The organism is Microbacterium allomyrinae, from assembly GCF_020682705.1.
GTDB classification, from domain to species: domain Bacteria; phylum Actinomycetota; class Actinomycetes; order Actinomycetales; family Microbacteriaceae; genus Microbacterium; species Microbacterium allomyrinae.
Window position 1 is genome coordinate 1 of the sequence record NZ_JAGTTN010000004.1, and the last position, 17994, is coordinate 17994.

Annotated in this window: 10 protein-coding genes; 9 read left to right on the plus strand and 1 reads right to left on the minus strand. The window is 69.9% G+C overall.

The genetic code is table 11. From position 1 onward, the window contains the following. Positions 1-409 precede the first annotated feature (409 nt). Positions 410-2530 carry an acyl-CoA dehydrogenase family protein gene (locus KEC57_RS12395; protein ID WP_229384947.1) on the plus strand — a complete coding sequence of 707 codons (2121 nt, stop codon included), beginning with the start codon at positions 410-412 and terminating at the stop codon, positions 2528-2530. Between the two features lie 165 nt (positions 2531-2695). On the opposite strand, the gene KEC57_RS12400 is transcribed toward KEC57_RS12395, so the two are convergent. Next, positions 2696-3097: a glucose-6-phosphate dehydrogenase gene (locus tag KEC57_RS12400; RefSeq protein WP_229384948.1), complete on the minus strand. Its 402-nt coding sequence runs from the start codon at positions 3095-3097 to the stop codon at positions 2696-2698. Between the two features lie 138 nt (positions 3098-3235). On the opposite strand from KEC57_RS12400, the gene KEC57_RS12405 reads away from it, so the two are divergent. The 8 genes from KEC57_RS12405 to KEC57_RS12440 all read left to right on the plus strand — a co-directional run bounded on the left by KEC57_RS12405 (position 3236) and on the right by KEC57_RS12440 (position 17971). Then, entirely contained in the window at positions 3236-3835 is a 600-nt protein-coding gene (locus KEC57_RS12405; RefSeq protein WP_308187602.1) for a DNA-3-methyladenine glycosylase I, read from the plus strand. A 90-nt stretch (positions 3836-3925) separates the two neighbouring features. Continuing rightward, the gene (locus KEC57_RS12410; protein ID WP_229384949.1) at positions 3926-4219 is read left to right on the plus strand and encodes a hypothetical protein; all 294 of its coding nucleotides are present in this window, start codon (positions 3926-3928) and stop codon (positions 4217-4219) included. Beyond that, positions 4216-5835, plus strand: a complete 1620-nt coding sequence (locus tag KEC57_RS12415; protein WP_229384950.1) for a hypothetical protein — start codon at positions 4216-4218, stop codon at positions 5833-5835. The genes KEC57_RS12410 and KEC57_RS12415 overlap by 4 nt, the downstream gene beginning before the upstream one ends. Before the next feature lie 14 nt (positions 5836-5849). Beyond that, complete coding sequence (locus KEC57_RS12420; protein ID WP_229384951.1) at positions 5850-6299, plus strand: hypothetical protein; 450 nt, start codon at positions 5850-5852, stop codon at positions 6297-6299. After that, a complete protein-coding gene (locus tag KEC57_RS12425; protein ID WP_229384952.1) occupies positions 6296-6961 on the plus strand; it encodes a hypothetical protein in 666 nt (221 codons plus the stop codon). Before KEC57_RS12420 ends, KEC57_RS12425 begins: the two co-directional genes overlap by 4 nt. A gap of 40 nt (positions 6962-7001) precedes the next feature. Further along, positions 7002-9236, plus strand: a complete 2235-nt coding sequence (locus KEC57_RS12430) for an LLM class flavin-dependent oxidoreductase (protein WP_229384953.1) — start codon at positions 7002-7004, stop codon at positions 9234-9236. A gap of 108 nt (positions 9237-9344) precedes the next feature. Beyond that, positions 9345-11699, plus strand: a complete 2355-nt coding sequence (locus KEC57_RS12435) for an ATP-binding cassette domain-containing protein (RefSeq protein WP_229384954.1) — start codon at positions 9345-9347, stop codon at positions 11697-11699. Positions 11700-11902: 203 nt separating this feature from the next. Next, positions 11903-17971, plus strand: a complete 6069-nt coding sequence (locus tag KEC57_RS12440; RefSeq protein WP_229384955.1) for an Ig-like domain-containing protein — start codon at positions 11903-11905, stop codon at positions 17969-17971. Positions 17972-17994 lie beyond the last annotated feature (23 nt).

The following is a 17994-nucleotide window of genomic DNA, read 5'->3' on the forward strand; positions in this document are numbered from 1 at the left end:
GCCCCCGCCGCCCCGCCGCCGCCCCCGCCCGCCCCCGCCCGCCCCCGCCCTCGCCCCCGCCGCCGCCCCCGCCCCCGAGAATCGCTCCGCCGCCCGAAAATCGCCGGGAGTCTCGCGCGCTGCAGCGATTCTCGGCGGATTGAGGCGGCGGACGAGGGCGCGAGAGAGGATGCCGCGGGGCGGTCGGAGAGGGCGGTGCGGGAGAGCGCGGGGCGGTCGGAGAGGGCGGTGCGGGAGAGCGCGGGGCGGGGGAGGGCGGGGCGCCGTTCCTGTGCGTCTCGCACAACCCACTCGCGCGACGCCCCCCACCATCCTTGTAGAAGAGAGCCATACGTGTTGGTGATGGATTGTGGGAGTCCTACCGTCGAAGTGACCTTCCTGCCGTCCATTGCACCGAGAGGTGATGCACATGGCTGACGCCGCCGTCCGTACCAAGAAGCCCGCCACGAGCAAGCGCACGCCCGCCGGGGGCGCCCCGACCGCGCCCCACACTGCTGCCGAGGCATCCGATCCCCGCATCGACGTCGCCCGCGTCACCGATCTGCTGCTCGGCACGTGGGGTGAGACGCGCCGCGAAGCGCGCGAGATGATCAAGAATCCCGCGTTCTGGCGCATCGAGGGGCAGCCGATGGCCGAGCATCGCGAGCGCGTGCTCACCCAGCTGCATCTGCTCGCCGAGCACGGCGGCTCGCGCCGCGCGCTCCCCGAGGAGTACGGGGGCCAGAACAACAACGGCGCGAATCTCGCGGGCTTCATGGAACTCGTGCTGGCCGACCCCAGCCTGCAGATCAAGTCCGGCGTGCAGTGGGGCCTCTTCGGTTCCGCAGTCTTCCAGCTCGGCACGAAGAAGCACCACGACGCGTGGCTGCGCGGGATCATGGATCTGTCGATCCCGGGCGCGTTCGCGATGACCGAGACCGGCCACGGATCGGATGTCGCGGCCATCGGCACGACGGCGACGTACGACCCCGAGACGGAGGAGTTCGTCATCCACACGCCGTTCCGCGGCGCGTGGAAGGACTATCTCGGCAACGCCGCCCTCCACGGCAGGACGGCGACGGTGTTCGCGCAGCTCATCACGGGCGGCGTCAATTACGGCGTGCACTGCTTCTACGTTCCGCTGCGCGATGAGTCGGGCGAATTCCTGTCCGGCGTCGGCGGCGAGGACGACGGCGTCAAGGGCGGGCTCAACGGCATCGACAACGGCCGTCTGCACTTCGACCAGGTGCGCATCCCCCGGTTCAACCTGCTCGACCGCTACGGACAGGTCGCCGCCGACGGCACGTACTCCAGCGACATCCCGTCTCCGGGCCGCCGGTTCTTCACGATGCTGGGAGCCCTGGTGCAGGGCCGCGTCTCTCTCGACGGAGCGGCCACCACCGGCACCGCGCTGGCGCTGCACATCGCCCTCACCTACGCGAACCAGCGCCGCCAGTTCGACTCGGGCGCCGGCACCGAAGAGGTCGTGCTGCTCGACTACGGCAAGCACCAGCGACGCCTGCTGCCGCTGCTCGCTCAGAACTACGCGCAGTTCTTCGCGAACGACGAGCTGCTGCGCAAGTTCGACGGCGTCTTCTCGGGACGAGCGGACACGACCGATGAGCGGGAAGACCTCGAGACGCTCGCTGCGGCGCTCAAGCCGCTGTCGACGTGGAACGCGCTCGACACCATCCAGGAGGCGCGCGAGGCGTGCGGGGGCTCGGGGTTCCTCGCCGAGAACCGCATGGTGGGGCTTCACCACGACCTCGATGTGTACGTCACCTTCGAGGGCGACAACAACGTGCTGCTCCAGCTCGTCGGCAAGCGCCTGCTGTCGGACTACGCCACGCAGTTCAAGGGCAAGGATGCCGCGGCTCTCGTCGGCTTCGCGGCTCGACAGACTGCGGGCAAGCTGTTCCACGGGGCGGGCCTGCGCCAGCTCGGTCAGACCGTGGCCGATCTCGGCTCGACGGCGCGCTCGGTCGAGCTCGGTCTTCGAGAGGACCAGCAGCACGATCTGCTCGCCGGCCGTGTGCAGCAGATGGTGGCCGATGTCGCCGCAGCGCTGCGCCCGGCGTCCCGGCTCTCACCCGCCGAGGCGGCCGCGCTCTTCAACAGCCACCAGGTCGAGCTGATCGAGGCGGCGCGCGCGCACGCGGAGCTGCTGCAGTGGGAGGCGTTCACCGACGGTGTGAACGGCATCGGCGACGACGGCACCAGGCAGGTGCTCACGTGGCTGCGCGACCTGTTCGGTCTGCATCTCATCGAGAAGCACCTGGCCTGGTATCTCATCAACGGACGGCTCTCGACCCAGCGCGCGGCATCGGTCTCCCGCTATATCGACCGGCTCGCCGCCCGCCTGCGCCCGCACGCGCAGGACCTCGTGGATGCCTACGGGTTCGCACCCGAGCATGTGCGCGCGCCCATCGCGTCGGGCGCAGAACGCGCTCGACAGGACGAGGCGCGGGAGTACCACGCGGCGCTCGCCGCATCGGGTGAGGCTCCGGTGTCGGAGAAGTCGCTCAAGAAGGCGAGTCACGCCGTCGGGTAACGGAACGGTAACGATCAGCGGAAGGGTGTCAGGAATCGAGCGATCCCGGACAGTACCCCCATGAAGGCATCTTCCGCATCGTCCGCGCCGTGGGCTTGTGCGGGCGGGAAGACCTTCGCAGGGGATCGCGTATCTGGGGTACGCGGTCCCCTCACACGTTCCGGCTCAGGAGGTCGTCCACCCGCAGTTGCCGCACTCGCCGGTCGCGGAGACCTCGATGAAGCAGTTGGGGCACATCGCGCGCAGGCGATCGGGGACGACGGGCTTGGCCGGTCGCCGCTCGGCGGTCGAGCGGCCGGCCGCGCGGGCGGCTGTGCGCACCACGGGCGCAGGCTCCACGCGCTGCTCGATGACGGGGCGGTGCTCGGCGCAGTAGAAGCGCACGTAGCCGTCGTGGTTCTTGGGATGGCGGTGCTTGAACGCCCACAGCTCCGTCCGGGGCCGCAGCTCCGACTCGGTGCCGCACGTGAAGCACCGGGTCGCCTCGCCGGGCACGACATCGGCGACGAGGACGAGGGTGTCGAACGGGATGGCGTCCCGCCAGTCCGACGAAGCGACGATCTTCATGGCGGGTCCTCCCAGCAGCGCGGGCCGACGGGCCCGACATTCCAGAGTAAGCGCGCGGAGGGGCGCGCGGGGACCAACGTCGATGCGACGGCCGGCTGAACGTCTCGGGTGTCCCCACCCGCCCGTAGGCTGGCGCCCGTGGACACCCTCATCGACCCTGGCACGCGCACCGGTCCCGACGGTCTGGCACGCTGCGCATGGGTGGGCGCCGAGCCGCAGCCCGGCGCCGCTGAGTACGCGCGCTATCACGACGAGGAATGGGGCGTCCCGCTGCACGGCGACCGCTTGCTCTTCGAGAAGATGAGCCTCGAGGGTTTCCAGGCGGGGCTGTCGTGGATCACGATCCTGCGCAAGCGCCCGCGCTTCCGCGAGGTTTTCGCCGGGTTCGCCCCCGAGGTGGTCGCGCGGTTCGGCGAGGACGACATAGCCCGACTGATGACGGATGCCGGCATCATCCGCAATCGACTCAAGATCGAGGCCGCGATCTCGAACGCGCGGCTCCTGCTCGACCTCGAGCCGGGCGAACTCGACGCCATGATGTGGTCCTTCGCCCCGGCATCCCACGCCCGCCCGGCGACGCTCGCAGACGTGCCGGCGACGACGCCCGAATCGGATGCCATGAGCAAGGCGCTGAGAAAGCGCGGGTTCCGCTTCGTCGGGTCGACGACGATGTACGCGCTGATGCAGTCGACCGGCATGGTCGACGACCACGTCGAAGGGTGCTGGCGCGCGGCCTGACGCCGGCATGGGGGATTGTCCCCATCGAACCCCGCACACCCGGCCCCTAGGCTCCTAGGCACGGGCAGCCCCGACCACGGCAGGAGTTCGATGAGTGACGTCCAGCTCGATCTCGAGGCGATCCGCGCCTCACGCGGACGCGTGGCGGACGCGCTCTCGACCTTCCGCACCGCCGACACCATCGGCGATGACCTCGCCGACCTCACCGGCGAGCGTCGCCTCGCGGGCAAGGTGCGCGATTTCGCCGGCAACTGGGACCACAACCGCGGCAAGCTCGAGGAGCAGCTCGTCACGGTGCGCGACTGGCTCGACGCCATCGACGAGACGATGACCGAACTCGACCACTCGATGGGCGACTCCGTCGACGACGGGACGACGCCGTGACCTCGGGCCTGGAGTGGGAGTTCGAAGACGTCTTCGCGGGTCGCCCCGCCGAGCTCGAGCCGCGAGCGCGGCGCCTGCAGCTCACCGCCGACGCCATTTCGCAGGCGGCCGACGCCCTGCGCGACATCGTCGACGACCAGCGCAGCCGCGCGACGGACGCGCTCGACGAATCGGCGACAGAGGCGGCCGCAGGCCTCCGCCGCGCGCGCACGCGCTACAGCGGCACCGCCACGGCGCTCACGACCTACGCGGTCGAGCTCGCTCCGATCCAGGCCACGGCGCGGGCCGCGATCGAGGACGCAGACTTCCATCAGGCTCGCGCATACCGGCTCGAAGGCGACCTCGACGACATCCGCAACGAGATCGCGCAGGCGGAGGCCGAAGGCGTTTCGGCCGACGCGCTGCGCGAACAGCTGTGGTCGACCAGTGACGGCGCCGCCTACTCGGCAGGACAGGTCGAGGATGCCCGACGCGCCCTCAACGACGCTCGCCAGCAGGTCTATGAGGCCGCCGATCGCGCGATCAATGCCATCGAGACGGCGATCGAGCACGGCGCGGACTCGTTCGGCGACAACTGGAACCAGTTCTGGGGAGGGGTGGGAGACTTCTTCGCGCCCCTGGCGGAGTGGGCCTCGAAGGTTCTCTCGGCCGTGGTCGACGCGCTGAAGGAGCTGCTCAGCGCGCTGGTCTCGGCGCTCGTCGTCGCCGTGCTTCTCCTGGTGGCGGCCGTCGTGATCGGGCTCGTGTTCGTGGCGTTCGGGGTGGTGGGACTGCTGATCCTCGGTGCGCTGCTGGCGGCCGCGCTGCTGACCCTCGCGATCTCCGAGATGCTCGGCAAGCCGGAGCAGAGCTCGGGCACCCACCGGAGTTCGGCCCCGACCGGCGACGACGACGCGGATGCCGCCGCCGACGATCTGGAGGCCCGCGACTACCAGGGCCTCATGACCGACCTCGCCGAGCAGGACGAGCAGGGCGGAGAGGCATCGACCCAGATTCGCGTCGTCGCGATCCGGGATGCCGAGGGCAACGTCATCTCGTGGCGGATCCAGCTGCCGAGCACGCAGAACTGGAACCCGCTCAATACGGACGGCGCACTCAACGACGCGCGCACGGACGTCATGCTGTCGATGTTCCCGGGGGTTCCGACGCAGTACGAGCAGGCCGTCTGGGATGCGATGACCGATGCCGGGGTCTTCGAGAGTGATGCCCCGATCATGTTCACCGGCTGGTCGCTCGGCGGCATGATGGCGGGCGAGCTCGCGACCGATCCCCGTGTCGCGGACCGGGTCGAGTCGGTGTTCACCGCCGGGTCGGCGATCGACAAGCACTACAGCGACATCCCGTCCGATGTGCGGGTCACCCAGATCAACAACGGCATCGACCCTGTGCATACGCTCGAACTCGTGGGTCTCGAGCCCGTCGACTACGTCCGATTCGACAACGACTGGCAGACGTATCGGCCGCTGACGTGGCCGATGCACGACTCGGGAATGTATGGTGCAGAGGCGGAGCGCTACCTGCCCGAACCGCGCCCGGGCGATGAGGTGTTCTTCGCCGAAGCGGGCGCGGGCAGCTACGAAGACGTCTACGTCGCCGAGTACACGAGAGGGTCATAGAGCCGATGAGACGGATGCGCACCGCGCTGGCGATCGCCGCAGCGTTCGGAGCCCTGGCACTGTCGGGATGCGCCGCCACTCCCGATCTGAGCGGGCTCGAGTCCCATCTTGCGGAGATCGACGGCGTCAACGGGGCGATGGCCTACACGACGCACTCGGGTGCGCCCTGGAACACGCAGGTCGTCGTGCTCCTGTTCCTCGACGATTCCTCCGGCGAGTCTGTCGTCGCGTCGGCGCAGTCCGCGGCACCGGTGCTCGTCGACGACCCGGCCGCTTCCGGGCACGAGGTGACCATGTACTTCATCGACGGCGAGCGCGGCGACTACGCGACTCGCTCCGAGGCGTTCGCCGACAGCATCCCGGTCACGTCCGCCCTCGCGGAGGAGCTCGGTGTGACCCAGCCGGGCAGCGAGGCCCTGCGGCTGAGTGCCGACCAGATCAGCCGCATCGCCGACGGGTCGTGAATCCGGCCGGCGAGTCGACGCGCACGGCGCCGCGGCTCACCTTCCAGCTGCCCGGGCGATGGCTGGCCGTCGATCCGCGTGACCGGGCCGCGGCATCCCTGCGTATCGACGACGTCGTGCGCGAAGTGGTCGGCCCGGCCGATGATGCCGCCCTCGCCCGCAGACGCCTGCGCGACCCGCTGCGAGCCGCGGTCGAACGTGCGATGGATGCCGGTGCCCATGCGCTCTTCCTGTGCATCGAGATCGTCCCGGACCTCGCAACCCCGGCGGCGCTCACGATCCACGCGCCCGACGGCATGCGCATGAGCCCCGCGATCGGCACATCGGCGGACGCCGTGCTCGGTGTGCTGCGCGAGAGCTTCGAGGCGCTGGAGGTCGACGGCGTCGACACCGCCAGACGGCTGGACGGCCCCCGCGCCAGCATGCTGCGGATCGATCGCGTGCATCAGGAGGCGGTCGAGGAGGACGGGGTGACCGCGATCGCGACCCGGTTCGAGGCGGAGTACTGGTTCGCGGTGCCCGGGACCAAGCAGGTCGTGCTGGCGAGCTTCGCCACGCCGTTGGGCGAGATCCGGAGTGCGATGCTCAATCTCTTCGACTCGATCGCGTTGGCGGCGTCGTTCGACGGGGAAGAGCCCGCGCCGATACATTCGCCGGAATGAATCGGATGCCGTGACGTTGCATTGACGCGGAGGCTCATCCATGGATTACGGTCAAGCGCTCGAATTCGGCGCGTTCATCACCCCGACCGCCGCCGATCCCGACGTCCCCGTCCTGCTGTCGCAGGCGGCTGAGGCATCCGGACTCGACCTCGTCACCTTCCAGGACCATCCGTACCAGCCCGCGTTCCTCGACACGTGGACGCTCATGAGCTTCGTCGCGGCCCGGACCGAGAGCATCCGCATCGCCCCCAACGTGCTGAACGTGCCGCTGCGCCCGCCCGCCGTCGTGGCGCGCGCCGCGGCGAGCCTCGACCTGCTGTCGGGTGGCCGGTTCGCGCTGGGGCTCGGCGCCGGCGGATTCTGGGACGCGATCGAGGCCATGGGCGGTGGGCGGCTCACTCCCGGGCAGGCGGTGACCGCGCTCGGCGAGGCGATCGAGGTCATCCGCGAGCTGTGGCGCACCGACGACCGCCGCGGCGCGTTCACCGACGGTGCGTATCACCGTGTGCACGGCGCGAAGCGCGGCCCACGGCCGGCGCACGACGTGCCGATCTGGATCGGTGCGTACAAGCCGCGGATGCTCGCGCTCACCGGGCGCACGGCGGACGGCTGGCTGCCCTCGCTCGGCTATATGAAGCCCGGCGACCTCGCCGCGGGCAATACCGCGATCGACGACGCCGCCGAAGCGGCGGGCCGCGACCCGCGCGAGATCCGGCGTCTCCTCAACGTGGGGCAGCTGGCGACCGACCCCGCCGAGTTCGCCGAGCGCCTCGCGTCGCTGACCCTCGAGCACGGCTTCTCGACGTTCATCGTCGCCGCCGACGACCCCGGCCTGCTGCGGAGCTTCGGCGAAGACATCGCGCCGCGCACACGCGAGCTGGTCGCCGAGGAGCGCGGTGACCGCGGCACCGTGCCCGCGCCGGCGCGCTCATCGGTCGCGCTCGCCGCTCGCCGGGAGGGAATCGCCTACGACGACGTGCCCGCGGGACTGCACGCGATCGAGCCGGGCGACTTCGAGTACGGCGATGTGCGCGCCACCTACATGCGCGGCGGCGCTCCGGGCCTGGTGCTGCAGCCCGAGTCCGCTCAGCAGGTGGCCGACGCGGTCGGGTTCGCGCGGCGGCATCCCGAGCTCGCGCTGTCGGTCCGCAGCGGCGGCCACGGCATCAGCGGCCGCAGCACCAACGACGGCGGCGTCGTCATCGACCTGCGCCGGCTGAACGCGATCGACGTGCTCGACGAGGACCGGCGCCTCGTGCGCGTCGAACCCGGAGCGCGCTGGATGCAGGTCGCCGCCGCTCTCGGCGAGCACGGCTGGGCGCTCTCGTCGGGCGACTACGGGGGTGTCGGTGTCGGCGGCCTCGCGACGGCGGGCGGCATCGGCTTCCTCGCGCGCGAGCACGGCCTGACGATCGATCGCCTGCGGGCCGCCGAAGTGGTGCTCGCCGACGGGACGATCGTGCGCACCGACACCGACCATCACCCCGACCTGTTCTGGGCGATCCGGGGCGCGGGCGCGAACGTCGGCATCGTGACGGCGTTCGAGTTCGAGGTCGAGGAGGTGGGCGAGGTGGGCTGGGCGCAGCTCGCGTTCCAGGTCGACGACGTCGCAGCGTTCCTCGAAGGGTATGGACGCGTCGTCGAGGAGGCGCCGCGCGACCTCACGATGTTCCTGCTCGCCGGCGCCCCGCGACCGGGACAGCCGCACGTCGTGCAGCTGTACGGCGTCGTCGACTCGGACGACGCCGACACGATCATCGCCCGCCTGCAGCCGTTCGCCGAGCTCGCTCCGCTCGTGCAGCAATCGGTGCAGCTCGCGACGTACCCGCAGATCATGGCGAACGCCGACCTCGGCCCGCAGCACGGGGCGGGCGAGCCTCACTCCCGCTCGGGACTGATCGAGCACGTCACGCCCGCCTTCGCGCAGGCGGCGGCGCGGATGCTGGAATCCGGCGTTGTCCCGTTCTTCCAGCTCCGCGCGGTCGGCGGCGCGGTGTCGGATGTCGCCGACGACGCGACTGCGTACGCGCACCGTTCCGCGAACTTCTCGGTCGTCGCGCTCGGCTCGCACCCCGATCGCCTCGACGCGCAGTGGCGGGAGCTGGCGCAGCACACCGCGGGCATGTACCTGAGCTTCGACTCGTCGCTGCGCCCCGAGCGGATCGCCGAGGCGTTTCCGCCCGCCACGCTGGAGCGCCTGCGGGCGATCAAGGCGGCATACGACCCGTCGTGCGTCTTCCGCGACAATTTCGCGATCGAGCCGGCCGGCGCCTGAGGAGAGGGTGGCAGGAGCGACCAGCTTCACCTCATCGAGCAGGATCGAGGAAGCGGGATGTCCGCGATCATGGGCACAATGAAGGGTCGCCCTGATCGAGAGGTCCCCATGCCCGAGGCAACCGCTGCCCACATCGCCGATTCGCACGAGCAGATCCGCGTGGTCGGCGCCCGCGAGAACAACCTCAAGAACGTCGACGTCGACATCCCGAAGCGCCGGCTGACGGTCTTCACCGGCGTCAGCGGGTCGGGCAAGTCCTCGCTCGTGTTCGGCACGATCGCCAACGAGTCGCAGCGCCTCATCAACGAGACGTATCCGACGTTCGTGCAGCAGTTCATGGGGCAGCTGAACCGGCCCGAGGTCGACGCGCTCGAAAACGTGAGCCCGGCGATCATCGTCGACCAGGAGCGCATGGGCGCGAACTCGCGGTCGACGGTCGGCACGGCCACCGACGCCCACGCGATGCTCCGCATCCTCTTCAGCCGCATCGGCCAGCCCCACGTCGGGTCGCCGCAGGCCTTCTCCTTCAACATCCCGTCCGTGTCGGGCGCGGGCGCCGTCACGTTCGAGAAGGGCGGCAAGAAGGTCAAGGAGCGCCGCTCGTTCGAGATCACGGGCGGGATGTGCCCGCGATGCGAGGGCCTCGGCGAGGCGAGCGACATCGACCTCGACGAGCTGTTCGACCGCTCGAAGTCGTTGGCCGAGGGCGCGCTCACCATTCCCGGGTACAGCGTGGACGGCTGGATGGTGAAGGGCTTCACCGAGTCGGGCTTCGTCGACCCGAACAAGCCCATCAAGGACTACACCGAGCAGGAGATGCAGGACTTCCTCTACAAGGAACCCACGAAGGTCAAGATCCAGACGATCAACATGACCTACGAGGGGCTGATCCCCAAGCTCACGAAGTCGATGATGCAGAAGGACCGCGATTCGCTCCAGCCGCACATCCGCGCGTTCGTCGATCGGGCGGTCAAGTTCACGGCGTGCCCCGACTGCGGCGGCTCCCGGCTCAACGAGGGTGCGCGCTCGTCGAAGATCAAGGGCGTGAACATCGCGGATGCCGCGGCCATGCAGATCACGGATCTCGCCGACTGGCTGGGCACGATCGACGACGCCGAGGTGGCGCCGCTGATGGCGAGCCTGCGCGCGACGATCGGATCCTTCGTCGACATCGGGCTCGGCTACCTGTCGCTGGACCGCTCCTCGGGCACCCTCTCGGGCGGCGAGGCGCAGCGGACGAAGATGATCCGCCACCTCGGGTCGGCCCTCACCGACATCAGCTACGTGTTCGACGAGCCGACCGCGGGTCTGCACCCCCACGACATCCAGCGCATGAACGCGCTGCTCAAGCTGCTGCGCGACAAGGGCAACACGGTGCTGGTGGTCGAGCACAAGCCCGAGGTCATCGAGATCGCGGACCACATCGTCGACCTGGGGCCGGGCGCCGGCCGCGCGGGCGGCGAGATCCAGTACACCGGAGATGTCGCGGGCCTGCGCTCGTCGGGCACCATCACGGGCCGCCACCTCGACGATCGCGCCTCGCTCAAGCCGTCCACGCGCACGGCCAAGGGGGCGCTCGAGATCCGCGGCGCGACCCAGCACAACCTCAAGAAGGTCGACGTCGACATTCCGCTCGGCATCCTCGCGGTGGTGACGGGTGTCGCAGGCTCGGGCAAGTCCTCGCTCATCCACGGCAACGTGTCCGGCTTCGACGACGTGGTGGTGGTCGATCAGGCCCCCATCAAGGGGTCGCGCCGCAGCAGCCCCGCGACGTACACCGGCATCCTCGACGCGATCCGCGCGGCGTTCGCGAAGGCCAACGGCGTGAAGCCCGGTCTGTTCAGCGCGAACTCCGAAGGCGCGTGCCCCGCGTGCAAGGGACTCGGCGTCATCATCACGACGCTCGGCTTCACGCAGACCGTCGAGACGCTGTGCGAACTGTGCGAAGGCTCGGGCTTCAGCGATGAGGTGCTGGAGTACCGGCTCGACGGCAAGAACATCGCCGAGGTGCTGGCGATGTCGGCGGGCGAGGCCTCCGAGTTCATCACCAAGGGCCCCGCTCACACGACCCTCATGCGAATGATCGACGTCGGCCTCGGGTACATCACGCTGGGCCAGGCTCTCAACACCCTCTCGGGCGGCGAGCGTCAGCGACTCAAGCTCGCGATCTCGATGGCGAAGAAGGGCGCGGTCTACGTGCTCGATGAGCCGACGACGGGGCTTCACCTCGCCGATGTCGACAACATGCTCGGGATGCTGGACCGACTGGTCGACGCCGGCAACAGCGTCATCGTGATCGAGCACCACCAGGCGGTGATGGCGCACGCCGACTGGATCATCGACATCGGCCCGGGAGCCGGTCACGACGGCGGCCTCGTGGTGTTCGAAGGAACGCCGGCCGACCTCGTCTCGACGGGCGAGACGCTGACCGCGAAGCACCTGAGGGAGTACGTCGGGGCGTGAGACTCCGCCCATGGGTGAATGTCCCCATGGGCTGTTCGCGCGGCTCGGAATACGATCTCCCATGGCCCCCGACCCATGCTGGGCTTCCCAGCAGGTCGGGTTAGGCTGTGCTGTCCCCACCGTCTTCTGTGAGCGCCTGATGCCGCATGTCAGGTCCCGACGCCACGAAATGACAAATAACCGCCCTGAGGAGTCCGCGGTCCATGAGGTCTTTCGAGTGGCTTCGATCGCGCCCCCGCGCGGTCGCGTCGGCGGGAGCGGTCACTGCCGCGGCCGTGACCATCACCACCCTGGCGTTCGTCTATCAGGGGGTGCCGACCACTGAAGTCGACCTCAACGACGGCGGGGTCTGGGTCACGAAGCAGTCCAGCCTCCTCGTGGGTCACTTCAACCACGAGTCGATGGTGCTCGACGGCGGACTCCGCACCCCGAGCGATGACTACGACATCCTGCAGTCCGCCGAGACGGTGCTCGTCGTCGACGAGTCCGGCTCGTCGCTCACCTCGATCGACCCGGCGATGGTGGCTCTCTCCGAGTCCGCGCAGCTCCCGGGCGATGCCGAGGTCGCGCTGGGTGGTTCGACCGTCGCGATCCTCGACCGCGCGTCGGGCGATGTCTGGATGATCTCGTCGGCATCCGTCGGCAGTTTTCAGATCGCCGGCACCGAGCCCGTCACCAACGTCGGCAAGGGTGCGGACGTCACGGTCGGCCTCGACGGTGCGGTCCACGCCGTGTCGGCGGAGAGCGGCGAGATCGTCACGCTCCGCTTCAACTCCGACGGCACGATCGCCGAGCCGGAGCGCACCGCACTCGGCGACGTCGACGAGAACGCCACGCTGTCGATCACCGCCGTGGGCGCGCGCCCGGTCGTCCTCGACATCACCACCGGCACCGTCTTCTGGGACGGCCGTGCGACGGTCGTCGACGGCGCCCGCAGCGCCGTGCTGCAGCAGGCGTCCGCGGCATCGGATGCCGTCACGCTCGCGACCGCGTCGGCGCTCGTGCGCCTGCCGTTCGACGGGTCGGATCCGACGTCGGTGAAGGCCGGCGCCGAAGGGTCACCGGCCGCGCCCGTCTGGCTCGCGGGCTGCGCCTATGCGGCGTGGAGCGGGTCGGCGAAGTTCGTGCGCGACTGCCCCGGCGACGGCGACGACCTCGCGGTCGACGTCGAGGGCGTAGAGCCCACCTCGCTGCTCAAATTCCGCGTCAACCGCGACGTCGTCGTGCTGAACGATGTCATCGGCGGTGCGACGTGGATGGCCAGCGAGAGCATGCAGCGCGTCGAGAACTGGAACGACATCACCCCGCCCGAGGGTGAGACCGAAGAGGACGAGGAGACCACCGAGGAGACGACCGAGACCGCTCTGCCCGAGCGATCCGAGATCAACACGCCTCCGGTGGCCACCGACGACGAGCTGGGCGTGCGGCCGGGCCGCACCACGCTGCTGCCGCTCCTCGACAACGACAGCGACCCCGACGGCGACGTGCTGACCACGCGCGTGCTCGACGGCGGGCCGTCGATCGGCGACGTGCAGTCGATCGACAACGGGCGGTCGCTGCAGATCGCCGTCCCCGACGACGCCGACGGATCGGCATCCTTCACCTACGAGGTCTCCGACGGACGCGGCGGCACCGACACCGCGCAGGCTTCGCTGACGGTGCGCGGGTGGGACGTCAACACCGCTCCCGAGCAGAAGCGCATCACGACCGTCGCCATCGAGGCGGGGGGCACGGTCACCTACAACGTGCTGCCCGACTGGATCGACCCCGACGGAGACGACGTCTTCCTCGGCACCGTGACGCCGGCGGAGGGCGACGAGGCCGACTTCACGTCGGACGGCCGCATCACCTACCGCGCGGTCGGTGGCACACAGGGGCGCAAGGACGTCGAGATCGTCGTCTCGGACGGCACCGACGTCACCGTCGGCATCGTGCGCTTCGACGTGCGCCCGGTGGGCTCGATCAAGCCCGTGACCAACGCCGACTACGTCGCCGTGCGGGCCGGTCAGACCGCGACCGTCGCGCCGCTGGCCAACGACGTCGGCTCGGGCCGCGAACCGCTGCGCCTCGCGCGGGTGGATCCCGCCCCGGGCGCCGACATCGTGCCCGACTACGCCAACAAGACCTTCACGTTCCGCTCGGCGGCACCGGGAACCTACTACGTGCAGTACCTCGTGGCGGCCGGTGCAGAGGGCGTGCCGGGTCTCGTCCGCATCGACGTGCTGCCCGAGGGCGAGACCGACCTGCCGCCGGTGGCGGTGCGCGACGTCGCCCTTCTGCCGAGCGGCGGCGAAGTGCTCGTCAACGTGCTGTCGAACGACTCCGATCCTTCGGGCGGCATCCTGGTCGTGCAGTCGGTGACCGTCGAGCCGAACTCCGGCATCGCCGTGGCCGTCCTCAACCACGAGACGCTGCGCATCAGCGACCAGGCCGCACTCTCGGAGCAGGTGCGCATCTCGTACCGCATCTCGAACGGCTCGCAGTCGGCCGAGGGCGACGTCATCGTCATCCCGATCCCCGCGCCCGCGCAGCTGCGCCCGCCGGTCGCCAACGACGACCAGGTGGTCGTGCGCGCCGGTGACGTCGTCACCATCCCGGTGCTCGACAACGACTACCACCCCAACAACGACACCATCCACGTCGCGCCCGACCTCGTGCCGCCGCTCATCGAGCCCGAGGACGGCGAGATCTTCGTCTCGCAGGACACCGTGCGCTTCCGCGCCTCGGACGAGCCCGGCACGGTGTACGCGACGTACGAAGCGGTCGACAGCACGGGGCAGAAGGATGCCGGCTACATCACCATCCAGGTGCTCCCGGTCAATCCCGAGACCAATGCCGCGCCGCGTCCGCGCGACCTGACGTCGCGTGTGCTCGGCGGAAGCCGCGTCCGCGTCGCGGTGCCGCTGGACGGCATCGACGCCGACGGCGACTCGGTGACCCTGGTCGGCATCGCCTCGTCGCCCTCGAAGGGGCGCATCACCGAGACCGGGGCGGACTACCTGATCTACGAGGCCTTCGCAGACACGGCCGGGGTCGACACGTTCACCTACCGCGTGCGCGACAGCCTCGGTGCCGAGGCGACCGCGTCGATCCGCATCGGCATCGCGCCGCCCGAAGGCGTCAACCAGGCGCCGTACGCCGTCAAGGATGCCGTCGTGATGCGTCCGGACCGTCGCGTGGCCGTGCCGGTGCTCGAGAACGACTCCGATCCGGACGGCGACGAGTACTGGGTGCTCGCCGACGGTCTGATCGTGCCCGATGTGGCCGGTCTGTCGGCCAAGGTCGAAGGCAATCGCGTCGTCGTGACGTCGCCCGATGAGCCGATCGAGACATCCCTGCAGTACACGATCCGCGACGCGCGCGGCGCGCAGGCCAAGGCCGTGCTCCAGATCACGGTCTCGGAAGACGTGCCGCTGCTGCGGCCGATCGCCCGCGACGACTACGTCCGCGCGCAGGACGTCGAAGAGGACTCCGTCGACATCGAGGTCCTGGCCAACGACGAGGACCCCGACGGCACGATCGACGATCTCGATGTCGAGGTCGCCGACCCCACGTCGCGCGTGCTCGCCGATGGGAAGATCCGTGTCACGCTCGGCGACGAGGGCCGGCTCGTCACCTACACGATCACCGATCGCGACGGGAACGCGGCATCCGCCTTCCTCCACGTTCCCTCGCTCGCGTCGCTTCCTCCCACGCTGGTGACGACCGACCCGATCGAGGTCAAGAGCGGCGAGACCGTCGAGATCGCCCTCGCAGACCACGTGCGTGCGGTGGGCGGCGGCAAGGTCGTCGTCACCGAAGCCGCCAAGGTGACCGCGGCGCACAGCGACGGCTCCGCGCTCGTCAAGGACCAGACGACGCTGGTGTACACATCGTCGGCCGGCTACTTCGGCGCCGACGCGATCACCTTCGAGGTCACCGACGGCACCGGGCCCGATGACCCGGAGGGCCGCAAGGCCACGCTGACGCTGCCCGTCACGGTGCTTCCGCCCGAGAACCAGCAGCCGTCGTTCGTGAACGGCCAGACGGATGTCGCACCCGGCGAAGACCCGGTCGCCCTCGATCTGCTCGGCCTCACGACCGACCCCGATGCCGAGGACCTCGACGGCATGACGTACGAGATCGTCGGCGGCGCACCCGACGGCATCTCGGCGCGGATCGAGGGCCAGGAGCTCCTGACGAGCGCCGCCGCCGACACGAGCAAGGGCACCGCGGCGACGATCCGCCTGCGCATCAGCGACGGCACGACCGATCCGGTCGAGGGTGTCGTGAACGTGCGGGTCATCGCCTCGACGCGAGAGCTTCCGACGGCCAACGACGACATCGTCGAAGAGGCGCACCAGGGCAAGACCGTCACGGTGCCGGTGCTGGCCAACGACGTCAACCCGTTCCCCGAGACGCCGCTGAAGGTCACCACCTCGCTGATCGAGACCGGCCAGGGCGAGATCGAGGTCGCGGGCGACCAGGTGAAGGTGACTCCGGATGCGAAGTTCTTCGGGACGATGGTGGTGCGCTACAGGGTGCAGGATGCCACGGCCGACCCCGACCGCGAGGTCGAGGGGCGCATCCGCCTGACGGTGCAGGGCAAGCCCGATGCGCCCGGTACGCCGACGGTGTCGAGCGTGCAGGACCGCACGGTCGTGCTGTCGTGGACGCCTCCCGCCAACAACGGCGCCGAGATCGAGAGCTACCTCGTCTCGTCGACCGCCGGCAACTACGAGAAGGAGTGCCTGGCGACCACGTGCACCCTCGACGGCCTCACGAACAACGTCGAGTACAACTTCACGGTCGTCGCCGAGAACCGCGTCGGCCCGTCCGACCCGTCGGCCCCGTCCGAGACGGCGCGTCCGGATGCGCGGCCCGACACGCCGGCCCCGCCGACGCTCGTGTTCGGCGATCGCAGCCTCAACGTGTCGTGGGTCACGCCCACGACACCGGGTTCGCCCGTGGAGAAGTACACGCTCGAGATCTCGCCGGCCCCGCCGTCGGGCATCGCGCAGAAGACCGATGTCACCGGCAACACGGCCGTGTGGGATGGCCTCCAGAACGGCGTCGCTTACCAGGTGCGCGTTCAGGCGCACAACCGCGCGCCTGAGCCGTCGACCTTCAGCGGATGGTCGGTGAGCGAGATTCCCGCGCGCGCCCCCGAGCCTCCGGCGGCTCCGTCGGTGAACCGTCTCGATCCCGTCGGCACGCAGGCTCAGCTCGAAGCCGTGTGGGCGGCGCCCGCCGACAACGGTGCGCCGATCGATGCGTACGAGCTCACCGTGCTGCGCGGATCGTCGGTCGTGCGCACCATCGCGGTCCCCGCCGGCCAGACGCGCCAGGCGGTGGTGGTCGACACGTCGACGACGGACTACAGCTTCACCGTGCGGGCCAAGAACAAGGCCGGCTGGAGCACGATGGGCGCGGCATCTTCTCCGCGTCGTGCGTTCGTGAAGCCCGGGGTGCCCACCGGTGTGTCGCTGTCGACGCCGAGCGGCAACAGCTCGGTCGTGGTCGCCTACACGGCGGCCGCGGGCAACGGCGCGAACGCCGGCGAGGTGAAGTACGAGTACTCGCTCAACGGCGGCGGATGGCAGACGCTCTCCAGCAACACGCTCGGCAACCTCAGCAACGGCACGAACTACACCGTGCGACTGCGCGCCTACACCGCGCTGGACGGTGTCCGCTACGACGGCGACCCGTCGGCGGCATCCAACACGGCCACGCCCTACGGACCGGTCCGTGACCCCGGCGCGGGGGCGAGCCGCAGCGACCGGACGATCACGTTCTCGTGGAGCATGCCCGCCACCAACGGCCGCGCGATCGATCGCATCGAGACGAGCATCGACGGCGGTGGCTGGGTGAACCGTGGCGCGGCGAACGGCAGCCAGTCGATCGGCTACGGCTACAGCGAGACGCACTCGATCCGCGTGCGGGCCTATGACGCTGCGGGCCAGGTCTCCGCGATCGTGAGCGCATCCGCGCGCACCGTCGATCCGCCGCAGCCGCGGGCGTGGACCAGCCGGGGATCGAGCGCACAGGGGCAGGACGGCTGCAGCAGCGCCGCGTGCGCCTACATGGTGTTCAACGTCGAGAACTGGACGGCGGGCACCTACACCCTCCGCTGCAACGACACCAGCGGCGCGTGGGCGACCAGCCGCACCTACAACGTGCCGGCGAACGGCAGCGTGCAGCTCAGCTGCTACACGGGCTACACGGGCTACACGAGCTGGGTCAGCTACAGCGGGCCGGGCGGTTCCGGCAACGCGGAATCGATCGTCTGGTAGCAGACGGCCGCCCCTCAGACACG

Excerpts from the sequence above, each read along its gene's own strand:
- KEC57_RS12440 (WP_229384955.1), top strand. The coding sequence starts at position 11,903 with ATGAGGTCTTTCGAGTGGCTTCGATCGCGCCCCCGCGCGGTCGCGTCG.
- KEC57_RS12410 (WP_229384949.1), top strand. The coding sequence starts at position 3,926 with ATGAGTGACGTCCAGCTCGATCTCGAGGCGATCCGCGCCTCACGCGGA.
- KEC57_RS12435 (WP_229384954.1), top strand. The coding sequence starts at position 9,345 with ATGCCCGAGGCAACCGCTGCCCACATCGCCGATTCGCACGAGCAGATC.
- KEC57_RS12420 (WP_229384951.1), top strand. The coding sequence starts at position 5,850 with ATGCGCACCGCGCTGGCGATCGCCGCAGCGTTCGGAGCCCTGGCACTG.
- KEC57_RS12430 (WP_229384953.1), top strand. The coding sequence starts at position 7,002 with ATGGATTACGGTCAAGCGCTCGAATTCGGCGCGTTCATCACCCCGACC.
- KEC57_RS12400 (WP_229384948.1), bottom strand. The coding sequence starts at position 3,097 with ATGAAGATCGTCGCTTCGTCGGACTGGCGGGACGCCATCCCGTTCGAC.
- KEC57_RS12395 (WP_229384947.1), top strand. The coding sequence starts at position 410 with ATGGCTGACGCCGCCGTCCGTACCAAGAAGCCCGCCACGAGCAAGCGC.